Genomic DNA, 13,303 nt, shown 5'->3' with positions numbered 1-13,303 from the left:
CGTTTGGCCAGCGGCATTCCGCCGGCATCCGGCGACGCCAAATATCACGAAACTATGGGCGATCAGGCGATTTGCAACAATAGGCCTTTCAGATACTCGCCTTCCGGAAACGCGGTCAGGAGCGGATGATCGACGCCCGCGCCGAGCCGCTTCAGGATGCGTGCGTCGATGCGTGCGTCGGAGGCTGCGCTGGAGACGATCTTCTGGAACAGTTCGGCGTCGATCGCGCCGGAGCACGAATACGTGAACAGCAGGCCGCCCGGCCGGAGCAGCTTCAGCCCGGTCAGATTGATGTCCTTGTAAGCGCGTGCTGCACGATCCACGTGTTCGCGCGACGGCGCGAATTTGGGCGGATCCAGCACGATCAGGTCGAAACGTTCGCCTTCGTCGTGCAGGCGGCGCAGCGTCTTGAACGCATCGGCATCGAGCCAGGTGGCGCGCGCCGCGTCGAAACCATTCGCCGCCACATTTTGCTGCGCAAGCGCGAGCGCTTCGCCGGACGAATCGATCGACACCACGCGCTCAGCGCCCCCCTTGAGCGCGGCCAGCGAAAAGCCGCCGGTGTAGCAAAAGCAGTTCAGCACGTCGCGCCCCCGTGCGAACTGCTGCACGAGCGCGCGGTTGTCGCGCTGATCGACGTAGAAGCCCGTCTTGTGGCCGTTGCGCACGTCGACGTGATAGCGCACGCCGTTTTCCGACGCGATCAGCGTGGCGGGCGGTTCGTCGCCGGCCAGCACGCCGGTCGTTTGCTCGAGGCCTTCCTTCTCGCGAATCGACACGTCGGAGCGTTCATAGACGTTTGGACAACCGGTTGCACCCGTCAGCGCCGTGACGATCGCTTCTTTCCACGCCTCGACGCCCGCCGCCATGAACTGGCAGACAATCTGGCCGCGCTGCGTTTCGTCGTCGGCGATGTAGTAGTCGACGACAAGACCGGGCAAGCCGTCCGCCTCGCCGAAAATCAGCCGCATGGCGCCCGTGTTCTGCACCATCTTCTGGCGATGCGCGAGCGCACGCTGCACGCGGCGTTTGAAGAACGCATGGTCGATGGGTTCGGCTTCGTCGAAGCTCCACACGCGCGCCCGGATCTGCGACCGGGCGCTATACGCCGCGCGCGCGAGAAAGCGGCCGTCGTGGGCGCGAACAATGACAGTTGCGCCCGAAGCCGGCTCACCGTCGACGCGATCGATCGCATTCGCGTAGACCCACGGATGGCGGCGCAGCAGCGACTTCTCTTTCGACGGTTTCAGCGTAACGGTGATCATGATTTGACTTTGCGAGGGGCATTGCACGCGGGCGACCGGGCGGGATGACGTGACCCGGGCGCGGCAGGAAGATGCATTGATATGGCCGGCGCGCGTCAATCGGGCGCCGGAAAGAGTGTTTAGTCGCGCTTTTTGGCGCGCGGATGGGCCTGATCGTAGACGCGCGCGAGATGCTGGAAATCGAGCGCCGTATAAACCTGCGTGGCGGTGATGCTGGCGTGCCCGAGCAGTTCCTGCACCGCGCGCAGGTCGCCGCTCGACTGCAGCACGTGCGTGGCGAACGAGTGGCGCAGCACGTGCGGATGCACGTTCGCCGGAATGCCCGCTAGCATCGCGGCCCGCTTCACGCGATCGCGCACGACGTTCGGTGACATCCGGTTGCCGCGCGACGAAAGAAACAGCGGATGCGGATCGTGTTTTACGAGTTTGTCGCGCACGGCGATCCAGGCGCGCAGCGCGTCGAGCGCTTTCGCGCCGACCGGCACGACGCGCCGCCGGTCACCCTTGCCGAGCACTTCGACCTCAGTCGCGTCGAGCTTGAGCCAGCCCGCCGAGCGATAGCCGTCGCGATCGGCGAACGCGACGTCCAGCCCGACCAGCTCCGACAGTCGCAGTCCCGACGAGTAGAACAGTTCCAGCATTGCGTGATCGCGCAGCCCTTCGGCGGTGCCCACGGCGGGCGCTTCCATCAACGTGTGTGCGTCGTCGACGGACAGTGCCTTCGGCAGCGTTTTCGCCTGCTTTGGCGCGCGCACGGTCGCAACCGGATTTACCGGCAGGTCGATCCGCCCGGCAAGCCAGCGGTAGAACGCACGCCACGACGAAAGACGATGGCTGATCGAGCGCGCCGACAGACCGCCCGCATGCGCCCGCGAGACAGCGCCGCGAATATCGGTGACGGTGAGTTGCTCGAGCGGGCGTCCGTTCGCGAGCTTCTTCAGTTCGTCGAGTTCGTGCGCGTAGCCGCGCAGCGTGTGCTCCGACAGCCGCCGCTCATGCTCGAGGTTCGAGATATAGGCGGCGACGGGATCGGCGAGGTTCACGGTCGAAGGGGTGATGGTTGACGCTGGCAGGCGTTAGCGCGACAACAAACGGCTCAGCGCCGCGCTGGCGAGCGCGCCGATCTGCGTGAGGAAATCGGTCGCCATGCCGTCGTGAAAACGCCGGGCGTCGGGCGAACCCATCACGAGCAGACCGAAAGCGCTTGCGTCGATGGCGGCATCAGGATCGCGCAGCGCGAGGAGTGCGATAGAGCCAGCGGACTGCGCAGCGGCGTCTTCGGTCGATGCGTTGTCGTCCGGGACGGCCGCGACCGCGGGCGCGAGCCACTGCGCGGCTTCGAAACCGGTGTTCGCGCCGCAGTACGGCGTAGCGAGACTGTTCGTGAAGATGCGGACTTCTTCGCCGACGTGGCGCGCGAAGTCGGCGTGCGCGTACGGCTCGGCGACGTCCCAGACACGTAGCGCTGCCTGCGGCACATCGAAGATATCGCGCAGGCCGTTGGCGATCGTGCGCGGCAGCGCGTGCGGGTCGCGCTCCGACATCACGCGCGTTGTCCAGCGGCTGAACTTGGCCGCGATGCTGTCGTTTTCGTGACCGTAGCGCAGCAGTTCAGCGAGACGCCGTTCAAGGTGTTTGTTCTTGTCGCGCAGCATGTCCATCTGCCGTTCCTGCAGGGACACCGCTGCCTTCCCGTGCGGATTCGCCAGGCGGATGGTCGCGAGCATTTCCGCGTGTTCGGCGAAAAAATCGGGGTTGGCAAGCAGGTATTCGGCGACTTCGCGATCGTTCATGGTTTCGGCTTAAGTGATGCGCGGGGCGTGGAGTGGGTGATTATGGATTCTGTTTGCAGCTAGTCGGCCAGTTCGATCTCGCCTTCGAACACGGTCGTGGCCGGGCCTGCCATCGTGAGCGGCGCAGCCTCATTCTGTGCGCCGTTCCACGTGATGGTCAGCGCGCCGCCATGCGTGTGCACCTTGACGGGCGAATCGAGTAGCCCGCGACGGATGCCCGCCGCGACGGCCGCGCATGCGCCCGTGCCGCACGCGAGCGTTTCGCCCGCGCCGCGCTCATAGACGCGCAGCCGGATTTCGTTGCGCGTGACGATCTGCATGAAGCCGGCGTTCACCCTCTGCGGGAAGCGCGGATGCTTTTCGATCACCGGGCCGTCGGCACCGACAGCGAACGCCTCGACGTCGCCGACGATCTGAACCGCGTGCGGGTTGCCCATCGTGATAACTGAAATCTCACGGGTGGCGCCGTTCACGTCGAGTGGCCAGAGCGTGTCGTTGCCTTCGCGACGACCTTCGAGTCCGCTCGCATCGAATGGCACGCGCGCAGGCTCGAACACCGGCGTGCCCATATCGACAGACACGTCGCCGTTTTCCTGCATGGTGAGCGTGGCCAGACCGTTCTGCACCTGCACGCGCACGGTGTGTTTATCTGTCAGGCGCGCATCGCGCACGAATTTGACGAAGCAGCGTGCGCCATTGCCGCAATGCTCGACCTCTCCGCCGTCGCAATTGAAGATGCGATAGCGGAAGTCGACGCCTTCGACGGTGGGCCGCTCGACCAGCAGCAACTGATCAGCGCCGATGCCGAAATGACGGTCCGCGAGCGCGCGCACCTGTGCCGCCGTCAGCGAGACAGGTTGCGTGTAGCCGTCGAGCACGACGAAGTCATTGCCCGCGCCGTGCATTTTGGTGAATTTGAGTTTCATCCCACTATTGTAAGGGACACGCGTGAATGCGCGTGGATGCCGGTTGCGACGTTAGCCATCTGGCCAGGGTGCTGCACGCTGACCGCCAGCCACCGTCAATAAAAGCTCGGTTCGCCGGGCGGGCGCGTCTTGAAGCGTTTGTGCACCCAGTAGTACTGCTCCGGCATGCCGGGAATCTGCTCTTCGAGAAACGCGTTCATGCGGCGTGCGTCGAGGTCGTCGTCACCAGTGGGGTAGTTGTCCCACGGTTTGAATACCCTCAGCCTATAACCCTTGTAGTTCGGCAACACCTCGCCGATGAACGGCACGACCTGCGCGCGGCCCACTTTCGCCAGCCGGCCCACGGCGGTCAGCGTGCACGTCGGCACGCCAAAAAAGGGCACGAAGGTCGAGTTGCGCATGCCGTAGTCCATATCGGCGCCGAGCATCACGGGTTTGCGGTCGCGCAGCCAGCGCAGCACGATGCGCGCGCTGTCGGCGCGGCTCGCCATCTCGGCATCGAAACGGCCGCGCGCGGCCTTGGCGACGGCTTCGAGTTCCGGATTCGTCATCGGCTGATAGAGCGAGCCGCACGTGCGGTGCAGCGAATAGTTCAGGAAAATCGAACCTGCCTCGATACCGACGAAATGCAGGCCGAGAAACAGCGTCGGGGGCAGATCGGGGTCGTTCAGGTCGATTGCGCTCTCGACCTGCACCAGCTTTTCCAGTTTCCGCGCCGAGCCGAACCACTGGACGCTGCGCTCCAGATAGCTGCGGATCGCGTGACGGAAGTGCTTCTGCGCGACATCTTTGCGACGTGCGTCGCTCCATTCCGGAAAGCACAGCTTCAGATTGATATGAACAATGCGCTTGCGGTTACTCGGGATCTGATACAGCAGCCAGCCGAGGCCGTCGCCGAGACGCGCGACAAAACCGTACGGCAGCAGCGCAAATAATTTCAGCAGCGCGATCGCGAATTTCGCCCCATAGCGGCTCAGCATGCGGCTTCCCCGTGTGGGGCGTAGCACGGAAGGGCCTTCAGGAAATCAGTAAAAAGGACGTAATACATCACGCGAGGGCACTCTGTGACAATCTGAGGAAGTCGCTATAATAAGGGCTTCGCCGAGTTAATAGACAACTTGCGGGGCGAAGCTGACGGGCGCCAACTCAATGTTTGCGCGCCTGACGGTCTGTAAATCCGCTAAAGCGTCGCCGCTTCAGGCTCCCGAAGCTGGCTACGTGAAACTCAACCGTAACCACATAACAGGAGTCTGCAACGTGGCAAACGATTACTTCTTCACCTCCGAATCCGTTTCTGAAGGCCATCCGGACAAGGTCGCCGACCAGATTTCGGACGCGATTCTCGACGCCATCCTGACACAGGACAAATATTCGCGTGTTGCAGCGGAAACGCTGTGCAACACCGGTCTTGTCGTGCTGGCTGGCGAAATCACCACGACGGCTAACGTCGACTACATCCAGGTCGCGCGCGAAACGATCAAGCGCATCGGCTACGACAACACCGATTACGGCATCGACTACCGCGGTTGCGCGGTGCTGGTCGCGTACGACAAGCAGTCGCCGGACATCGCGCAGGGTGTGGACCGCGCGCACGACAACAACCTCGATCAGGGCGCGGGCGACCAGGGCCTGATGTTCGGTTACGCGTGCGACGAAACACCTGAACTGATGCCGCTGCCGATCCACCTGTCGCACCGCCTCGTCGAGCGCCAGGCCAATCTGCGCCGCGACGGCCGTCTGCAGTGGCTGCGTCCGGACGCGAAGTCGCAGGTCACCGTGCGCTACGTCGACGGCAAGCCGCACGCCATCGACACCGTCGTGCTGTCGACGCAACATTCGCCGGACATCGAACTGTCGACGCTGCGCGAAGCCGTGATCGAGGAAATCATCAAGCCGACGCTGCCGGCTGAACTGATCAAGGGCGACATCAAGTTCCTCGTGAACCCGACTGGCCGGTTCGTGATCGGTGGCCCGCAAGGCGACTGCGGCCTGACCGGCCGCAAGATCATCGTCGATACGTACGGCGGCGCGGCCCCGCACGGCGGCGGCGCGTTCTCGGGCAAGGATCCGTCGAAGGTCGACCGTTCGGCGGCTTATGCCGGCCGTTACGTCGCGAAGAACATCGTCGCTGCCGGTCTGGCTTCGCGCTGCCTGATTCAGGTGTCGTACGCCATCGGCGTGGCACAGCCGACTTCGGTGATGGTCAACACGTTCGGCACGGGTCGCGTGTCGGATGCAACGATCACGCGTCTGGTCCTGGAACACTTCGACCTGCGTCCGAAGGGCATTGTCCAGATGCTCGACCTGCTGCGTCCGATCTACGAGAAAACCGCTGCTTACGGTCACTTTGGCCGCGAAGAGCCGGAATTCTCGTGGGAAGCGACCGACAAGGCGCTGGCGCTCGCAGAAGCCGCCGGCACCGAACCGGTTGCCGCGCTGGCCTGATCGCGCGTCCCGCGAAACTGGCTTCGCACGCAGAAAACCCCGCCGGCTTGCGCCGCGCGGGGTTTTTTATTGCTACCTGAAATGGCTGCCGACCTGGCGTTCGCGTCTATGGCCGGTGTGCGACGCAACTCGATGTAGCTCAGCCGGAAAATCGCGTCCGCGGCCTCGCCCCGTTATGCGATTGTCGCGTTGTCGTTGCTATCGCGGCGACATCGCGCGATCAACCTAGCGCGTCGCGAACGCGAACCATCCCGTACTCGTCACCGATACGCGGCGCGGACGACGGCTCGTGCTGCGCACCGCCGGCACCGGACGTGCGTTCAGCGAACGGAGCGTCGTCGGCTTGCGTAGCAGGGTGCGCAGCGAAAAACGATGCGAGCCGCTCTTCACGCGCAATGCCGCGAAAAACGAGTGAAACCACATACGGATGCCGTCGACGGGCTTCGCGTCGCGCCACTGTCCGGCGAGCGCGCGCGTGCGCGCTGAGTGATGACGCAGCGCACGCATGACATGGCGGCGCGCGGGACGCGCTGCCTTCAATGCTGCGCGGGTAAGACCGGTGCTCAGTAGGGTGTGCATGGTTTCAGTCAGAAGGAATAGGGCATCAGACAGGCGGCGTCAGGCGCGCTAAAAGCAGCACCAAATATGCCAGCGGGGTCGATGGAGAAACCGGAGGACGCGTGGATCGGTATTGCAGCAGCCGTCACAGGCCGCGCATGCACCGCAGAGGCGGGGTTGGCAATCAACATGCAGGCAGACTACACGCGATTCGTGACGCCCGGAAGTCGGGTTTTTCCCCTTGAGAAAGCGGGGTAGTGCCGTTTCAAACGCTGGCAATGACCCGCAATCGCGCGCAGGCGACCGTTTTTCGTGCAGGTGCTGCCCCGCGCGCGTGCGATGCGTCAAGTCAACCCACGCACTGCCGTCGATCGCGCACGCAGCGGGATCGGGTACGTTTTACAATCCGGTATTAGCCAGCCGAACCGGAATGTCTCCATGTCAGTTCAGTCGCATGCTTCGCTTCATTCGAAAAAAGAACAGGTACAGATGCTGCGTGAACGCGGCTTCGTGATCGTTCCGGGCCTGCTTTCACCCGAGCGTTGCGCGCAGATGAAGCAGGTCGCCCAGCGCCAGTTGCTGGAGGCCGCTGCGCCGCTCGAGTTCGAGGCCGATCTGCGTTATCCCGGCGCGCCCGAATCGAAGCATGCGCCGGGGGGGCACACCGTGCGGCGTCTGCTCGACGCCTATCAGCGCGATCCGCTCTTTCGTGAATGGGCGACCGCGCCGGAAATCCGCGGCTGGATGGAACTGTATTTCGGCGAGGAGCCGCGCCTTTCGCGCACGCATCACAACTGCATGATGACGAAGCACCCCACGTACGGGAGCCTCACAGGCTGGCATCGCGACGTGCGGTACTGGTCGTTCGAACGGGACGATCTGGTCTCGGTGTGGGTCGCGCTCGGACCGGAAACGGTCGACAACGGCGCGCTCTGGTTTGTGCCGCTGTCGCACACGGCGCCGTTCACATCCGATCGCTTCGATCAGGCGAAGTTTTTCCGCTCGGATCTGCCTGAGAATCAGGCGCTGATCCAGACCGCGATCTCCCCGGAACTGCAGGCCGGCGACGTCGTGTTCTTCCATTGCAACACGCTGCATTCGGCCGGCAAGAATATCAGCGACGACGTGAAGTTTTCGCTCGTGTTCACGTATCACGGCGCGAGCAATGTACCGCTGCCGGGATCGCGGTCGGCTTCGATCCCCGAAGTCGCGTTCTGAGTCCCGACCGGCGGTCTTCAACCGGAAACCACGGGCGATGAGCGGTCTTTCAGTCACCGCTCATCGTATGCGGATCTAGCGCTTGCCCGACACGACGAGGCCGGTGAGCCCGGCCAGTGTCGCGACCACGCCGCCGGCGATCAGAAAGATCGTCTTGCTGGTCGGTGCGCCGGTGAAGACGCGCGAGACGTCGTTGCTGAACGAGTTGAACGACTGGCCGCCGAAGTACAGCAGCACCACACCGCCAACGATCAACGCAAACGAGATCGCTCTGGTCATGAAAATCCCTCATCGTTAAACATGGTCGCCGCAGTGTAGGTGAGCGACGTGATGACGTCCATCGTTCGTCCCGGAGTCTGGGGCGATGCAAGCCGCGCACCGATTGGCTACCATACACAGTTCAGCGTGGCGCGCATCGCGATGCGCCTTTTCAGCCTCTACAAGGGAATTCAAGCAATGGCCTACGAAGCAGCATCAGAACGCTATTCGGATATGCAATACCGCGTCTGCGGCAAATCGGGGCTCAAGCTGCCCGCGCTGTCGCTCGGTCTGTGGCACAACTTCGGCGATACGACGCCGTTCTCGACGCAACGCGACATCTTGCGCACCGCGTTCGATCTCGGCATTACGCACTTCGATCTGGCGAACAACTACGGGCCGCCGTACGGCAGCGCGGAAACGAATTTCGGCCGCCATTTCAAGGACGATTTCAAACCGTATCGCGACGAACTGCTGATCTCGTCGAAGGCGGGCTGGGATATGTGGCCGGGCCCGTATGGTCAGGGCGGCGGCTCGCGCAAATACGTGCTGGCAAGTCTCGATCAGAGCCTGCAGCGCATGGGCCTCGACTACGTCGACATTTTCTATTCGCATCGTTTCGACGCCGACACGCCGCTTGAGGAAACCGCTGGCGCGCTCGCCACGGCCGTGCAACAGGGCAAGGCGCTGTACATCGGCATTTCGTCGTATTCGCCGGCCAAAACGCGTGAAATGGCGAAGCTCCTCGGCGAGTACAAGGTGCCGCTGCTGATCCACCAGCCGGCGTACAACATGCTGAACCGCTGGGTCGAGCATGAACTGCTGGATACGCTCGAAGGCATCGGCGCGGGCAGCATCGCGTTCACGCCGCTCGCGCAGGGTCTGCTGACCGGCAAGTATCTGAACGGCGTGCCGGACGATGCGCGCGTCAACAAGGCGGGTGGCGGATCGCTCAAACAGGAGCATCTGAGCGCGCAGAACATCGAGCACGTGCGCAAGCTGAACGACATCGCGCAGCGCCGCGGCCAGAGCCTCGCGCAGATGGCGCTTGCGTGGACGCTGCGCGGTGGCCGGGTGACGTCTGCGCTGATCGGCGCGAGCAAGCCGGAGCAGGTGCGCGAGAACGCCGGTGCATTGAAGAACCTGGCGTTTTCGAAGGAAGAACTGGCTGAAATCGATCGCTACGCGACCGAAGGCGGCATCAACCTGTGGGAAAAGCCGTCGACCGATCAGAAGGTTTGACCGGCTGGCGCTTCATCGCGCAGGGAAACAGGGAAAGCCGCCGCGAGGCGGCTTTTTCACGTGGGCGCCGATATGCAGGCGCGTCTGGCAATTGGCGTGACCGTGGTGTGACCGGATAGCTAGACCAGAGCCGGTAGCCCTTCGACCAGCAGCACCGCGACGACAACGCCGAGTAGTGCGCCCAGAACGCGCAGTACGTTATGCCTGAACTCGGTTGCACAGGGGCACGCGCCAAGGAAGAGCGCGCCGGCCAGCGCCATCGGAATGACCAGAATAAAATCGCCGATCGTGAAATAGGTCGTCATACCCGTCTCCTGTGGACCCGGGTTAGCGCTTTAGCGCTTACTCGGGTCACATGCAAAATGTTTGCTTTATGTTGCTTCACGGCGCGCTGTAGTTGTGATGTAAGCGGAGCAGCCGCGTGATTTGAGTATAGGCGACGGTTGAACGGCCGGCGCGCCGCAATGCGGCGCTGCAGCGTCGCTTTTCGCATAGCTGGAGCCGCGTCCGGTGGGGCCTTGCGTGAGGCAACGCATGTTTGAAGCGGCGACAAAAAACCGTGACGGCGACTTGCAAAAACCTTTCGGCGTGCGTCATGGATCGTGGTTTACGCGAGGCCTTTTCGTTCACGCGTGCGCAACCACCACGCGCCCGCAATGCCGCACACCAGCAGCAACGCGACGAGCAGGACGACGCCATTCCAGCCATGCCTGGCCCATACATGTCCGCCGTACGAACCCACCACGCTCGATCCGAGGTAATACGCAAGCAGATACAGTGCCGCGGCGTGGCCTTTTGCCGTTTTCGCCATCCGGCCGACCCAGCCGCTTGCCACCGCGTGCCCCGCGAAAAAGCCGAACGTCAGGCACGCGATGCCCGCAGCGATCGCGGCGATGGGTTGCAGCATCGTCAGTCCTGCGCCGGTCAGCATGAGTAAGAGACTGGCGATCAGCACGCGTGCCCGGCCAAAGGTATCGGCCATCCTTCCCGACCAGGGCGACGCAACCACGCCCGTCAGATACACGACGAAAATTGAGCTGATCTCGGCCTGGCTCAGTTGATACGGCGGCGCGAGCAGCCGGTAGCCGATGTAGTTGTAGAGCGTGACGAAACTGCCCATCAGCACGAACGCCATCAGGAATACGACGGGCAGTCCGGCAGTCGCGAAATGCTTCGCGAGCGCGGCGCGATGATGCGAAAAACCGAGCCCGCGACGCGGCACGAAATGGCGCGACGGCGGCAGCAGCGTGCGAAACGCGAGCATCGCCACCAGGCCGAGCACGCCGATAACTGCGACCGACACGCGCCAGCCAGACAGATTCGCGACGACGCCTGTAATCACGCGCCCCGCCATGCCCCCGATCGCCGTGCCGCCCACGTACAACCCCATCGCGAGGCCGAGGCCGTCCGGATGCACTTCCTCCGCGAGATACGCCATTGCAACGGCGGGCACGCCGCCGAGCGCGAGTCCTTCGAGCGCGCGCAGCACCAGCAACTGATGCCATTGCGGTGCGAACGCAACCGCAAGCGTGAGCACCGACGACGCCGTGAGCGAAGCGGTCATCAGGCGATGCCGGCTCCAGCCTTCCGACACGAACCCTGCGACGAAGATCGCGAACGCGAGCGCCGTTGTCGTCAATGAGAGCGAGAAACTGCTTTGCGCAGGGCTGACGCCGAACGTCGTCGAGAACGCGGGCAGGAGCGGCTGCACGCAGTAGAGCAGCGAGAAAGTGGCGTAACCGGCGAACAGCAGCGCGAGACTTGCGCGCCAGTAGGTGCGCGTGCCGCGCTCCAGGTACGGAGTGCTGGCAGTGTTGTCCGATGAATGACCCTGAGCAGGCGAAGCAGAAGACGAAGATGAAGCCGACCGGGCAGCAGTTGAAGGATCCGCCGGATCAGGCATCCGGTCAGGTTCCTGTGAAGCGTTCACGAAGCGGTCTCCCGGAAAAGCAAAGACCTCAACGATACGCCGGTCGCGCGGGTGACGTCGTCGGCGCGGGCAATCGACGGCGTTTGCGTGGCGGCGCAAAACGCCCGTCGCGCAGCGCGTCCACTGCAGCGCCGCACACCACGTACGCCGCTAGCCGCGTGTTACCGGCGCGCCGGACGCCGCACCGCTCGGCGCGTCCGGATGCACGATCTGTTCGTCAGTCGGCAGTTGCGATGCGTCCCAGCCGCCGCCCAGCGCCTTGATCAGCGCGACGCTTGCGGCCATCCGGCGGCGCGCGATCGCAACCGACTGGCGTTCGTTCGACAGCGCCGTGGTTTGCGCGACGACGACGTCGAGATAGGTGATCGCGCCGTTCTTGTAGCGGTTCGAGATCACGGCGAGCGCGCGTTCCGCGGCGCTCACGGCGTCGTTCTGCGCGAGCGCTTCCTGTTCCAGCACGCGCAGCGCGGCGAGATTGTCCTCGACGTCGCCGAACGCGCCCAGCACCGCCTGACGGTAGTTCGCGACGCTTTCGTCGTAGTGCGCCTGCGCCTGTTCCTTGACGGCCGCGCGTCCGCCGAAGTCGAGCAGCGTACCCGCGAGCGTCGGCCCAAGCGACCAGAAGCGCGACGGCGCCATCAGCCACGAACTGAAGTTCGTCGCCTCAAGACCGCCTGTGACGGACAGCACCAGGTTCGGAAAGAACGCCGCAGTCGCGACGCCGATCTGCGCGTTCGTCTGTGCCATCTGGCGTTCGGCCGCGGCAATATCAGGGCGGCGTTCGAGCAGCGCCGAAGGCACGCCCGTCGGCGCCACGACCGGCACCGCGACGAGCGGTGCGATGGGCAGCGAGAACGCCGACGGATTCTGGCCCGTCAGGATCGCGATTGCGTGTTCGAGTTGCGTGCGCTGCACGTCGAGGTCGATCGCCTGCGCTTCGGTGGTCCGCAACTGCGTTTCCGCCTGCGCGACGTCGGCGTCGGTGGCGATGCCGCCCGCCCTCCGATGCTGCGTCAGGTCGAGCGCGTCGCGGTACGCCTTGATCGTGTTGTCGAGCAGTTGATGTTCCTGATCGATGCCGCGCAGCTCGAAGTAGTCGGTGGCGAGTTCGGCCTGCATCGAGAGCAGCGCGGACTGCGCATCGGCGGCGCTTGCCTGCGCGCCGGCTTTCGCGCCTTCGACGCTGCGCGAAATGCGGCCCCACAGGTCGGGTTCCCACGATGCATCCGCCTGCACGAGATAGTCGTTGAGCGTGAGACCGGCGGTCGACTTGTGCAGCACGTTGGCCGACGATCGCGCGCGCGAATAGTCGCCGGACGCGGTCACGAGCGGGAAGAAGCTGGAGCGGAACTGCGCGACCGCGGCGCGGGCCGCGCGAAAACGCGCCTGCGCTGCCTGCACGTCCTGGTTTTCGGTGGCGACGCGCGCTTCGAGCGCATTCAGCGCCGGGTCGTCATAGACTTCCCACCACGCGCCGCGCGTGCCGAAGTCGGCCGGTTGCGCGGGCTTCCAGCCGGTGCCTTCGAGTTCCTTGTATGTCGAAGCAGTGGTCGAAGTGGGCTTGACGTAATCCGGACCGACGGCGCAACCCGCGAGCATCGATGCCGCTGCAATCGCCGAAAGCGAAAGACGTAGCGCGCGTCGCCGGGATGAACGATGAAGTCGCAT

13 protein-coding genes are annotated in these 13,303 nt (G+C 64.0%); 3 read left to right on the top strand and 10 right to left on the bottom strand.

Translation table 11 applies throughout. The features are described from left to right. Window positions 1–62: 62 nt before the first annotated feature. From LPA36_RS07615 to LPA36_RS07595, 5 genes are all read right to left on the bottom strand, one after another. Window positions 63–1,265, bottom strand: coding sequence for a class I SAM-dependent rRNA methyltransferase (locus LPA36_RS07615; protein ID WP_228875510.1), 1,203 nt, complete (start codon window positions 1,263–1,265; stop codon window positions 63–65). 119 nt (window positions 1,266–1,384) lie between these two features. Beyond that, a complete protein-coding gene (xerC, locus tag LPA36_RS07610) occupies window positions 1,385–2,308 on the bottom strand; it encodes a tyrosine recombinase XerC (protein ID WP_228875509.1) in 924 nt (307 codons plus the stop codon). Window positions 2,309–2,341: 33 nt separating this feature from the next. Further along, complete coding sequence (locus LPA36_RS07605; RefSeq protein ID WP_228875508.1) at window positions 2,342–3,058, bottom strand: DUF484 family protein; 717 nt, start codon at window positions 3,056–3,058, stop codon at window positions 2,342–2,344. A 59-nt stretch (window positions 3,059–3,117) separates the two neighbouring features. Continuing rightward, window positions 3,118–3,984, bottom strand: coding sequence for a diaminopimelate epimerase (gene dapF / locus LPA36_RS07600; RefSeq protein ID WP_228875507.1), 867 nt, complete (start codon window positions 3,982–3,984; stop codon window positions 3,118–3,120). A 95-nt stretch (window positions 3,985–4,079) separates the two neighbouring features. Continuing rightward, window positions 4,080–4,964, bottom strand: coding sequence for a lipid A biosynthesis lauroyl acyltransferase (locus LPA36_RS07595; protein WP_228875506.1), 885 nt, complete (start codon window positions 4,962–4,964; stop codon window positions 4,080–4,082). Window positions 4,965–5,241: 277 nt separating this feature from the next. On the opposite strand from LPA36_RS07595, the gene metK reads away from it, so the two are divergent. After that, window positions 5,242–6,429, top strand: a complete 1,188-nt coding sequence (gene metK / locus LPA36_RS07590) for a methionine adenosyltransferase (RefSeq protein ID WP_228875505.1) — start codon at window positions 5,242–5,244, stop codon at window positions 6,427–6,429. Between the two features lie 225 nt (window positions 6,430–6,654). On the opposite strand, the gene LPA36_RS07585 is transcribed toward metK, so the two are convergent. After that, a complete protein-coding gene (locus tag LPA36_RS07585) occupies window positions 6,655–7,008 on the bottom strand; it encodes a hypothetical protein (RefSeq protein WP_228875504.1) in 354 nt (117 codons plus the stop codon). A gap of 417 nt (window positions 7,009–7,425) precedes the next feature. On the opposite strand from LPA36_RS07585, the gene LPA36_RS07580 reads away from it, so the two are divergent. Then, window positions 7,426–8,205 carry a phytanoyl-CoA dioxygenase family protein gene (locus tag LPA36_RS07580; protein WP_228875503.1) on the top strand — a complete coding sequence of 260 codons (780 nt, stop codon included), beginning with the start codon at window positions 7,426–7,428 and terminating at the stop codon, window positions 8,203–8,205. A 75-nt stretch (window positions 8,206–8,280) separates the two neighbouring features. Here the strand turns inward: LPA36_RS07580 and LPA36_RS07575 are convergent, their stop codons facing one another. Next, complete coding sequence (locus LPA36_RS07575) at window positions 8,281–8,484, bottom strand: DUF3185 family protein (RefSeq protein ID WP_228875502.1); 204 nt, start codon at window positions 8,482–8,484, stop codon at window positions 8,281–8,283. 177 nt (window positions 8,485–8,661) lie between these two features. Here LPA36_RS07575 and mgrA point away from each other — a divergent pair, with 177 nt between their 5' ends. After that, window positions 8,662–9,705, top strand: a complete 1,044-nt coding sequence (gene mgrA, locus LPA36_RS07570) for an L-glyceraldehyde 3-phosphate reductase (RefSeq protein WP_228875649.1) — start codon at window positions 8,662–8,664, stop codon at window positions 9,703–9,705. Between the two features lie 119 nt (window positions 9,706–9,824). Here the strand turns inward: mgrA and LPA36_RS07565 are convergent, their stop codons facing one another. From LPA36_RS07565 to LPA36_RS07555, 3 genes are all read right to left on the bottom strand, one after another. Further along, window positions 9,825–10,010: a hypothetical protein gene (locus tag LPA36_RS07565; protein WP_090534779.1), complete on the bottom strand. Its 186-nt coding sequence runs from the start codon at window positions 10,008–10,010 to the stop codon at window positions 9,825–9,827. 302 nt (window positions 10,011–10,312) lie between these two features. Then, the gene (locus LPA36_RS07560) at window positions 10,313–11,608 is read right to left on the bottom strand and encodes an MFS transporter (RefSeq protein ID WP_228875648.1); all 1,296 of its coding nucleotides are present in this window, start codon (window positions 11,606–11,608) and stop codon (window positions 10,313–10,315) included. A 177-nt stretch (window positions 11,609–11,785) separates the two neighbouring features. Then, window positions 11,786–13,303 (bottom strand): efflux transporter outer membrane subunit, encoded by a 1,518-nt coding sequence (locus tag LPA36_RS07555; protein ID WP_228875501.1) that lies wholly within the window; start codon window positions 13,301–13,303, stop codon window positions 11,786–11,788.

Source organism: Paraburkholderia saeva (genome assembly GCF_907164555.1).
GTDB lineage: Bacteria > Pseudomonadota > Gammaproteobacteria > Burkholderiales > Burkholderiaceae > Paraburkholderia > Paraburkholderia saeva.
This window is presented reverse-complemented; position numbering and strand designations above follow the sequence as displayed.

Bases quoted from the DNA above. Each gene is read 5' to 3' on its own strand.
- LPA36_RS07595 (WP_228875506.1), bottom strand. From the start codon at position 4,964: ATGCTGAGCCGCTATGGGGCGAAATTCGCGATCGCGCTGCTGAAATTA.
- LPA36_RS07565 (WP_090534779.1), bottom strand. From the start codon at position 10,010: ATGACGACCTATTTCACGATCGGCGATTTTATTCTGGTCATTCCGATG.
- mgrA (WP_228875649.1), top strand. From the start codon at position 8,662: ATGGCCTACGAAGCAGCATCAGAACGCTATTCGGATATGCAATACCGC.
- LPA36_RS07555 (WP_228875501.1), bottom strand. From the start codon at position 13,303: ATGCGACTTCATCGTTCATCCCGGCGACGCGCGCTACGTCTTTCGCTT.
- LPA36_RS07605 (WP_228875508.1), bottom strand. From the start codon at position 3,058: ATGAACGATCGCGAAGTCGCCGAATACCTGCTTGCCAACCCCGATTTT.
- LPA36_RS07560 (WP_228875648.1), bottom strand. From the start codon at position 11,608: ATGCCTGATCCGGCGGATCCTTCAACTGCTGCCCGGTCGGCTTCATCT.
- LPA36_RS07585 (WP_228875504.1), bottom strand. From the start codon at position 7,008: ATGCACACCCTACTGAGCACCGGTCTTACCCGCGCAGCATTGAAGGCA.
- LPA36_RS07580 (WP_228875503.1), top strand. From the start codon at position 7,426: ATGTCAGTTCAGTCGCATGCTTCGCTTCATTCGAAAAAAGAACAGGTA.
- LPA36_RS07615 (WP_228875510.1), bottom strand. From the start codon at position 1,265: ATGATCACCGTTACGCTGAAACCGTCGAAAGAGAAGTCGCTGCTGCGC.
- LPA36_RS07575 (WP_228875502.1), bottom strand. From the start codon at position 8,484: ATGACCAGAGCGATCTCGTTTGCGTTGATCGTTGGCGGTGTGGTGCTG.
- dapF (WP_228875507.1), bottom strand. From the start codon at position 3,984: ATGAAACTCAAATTCACCAAAATGCACGGCGCGGGCAATGACTTCGTC.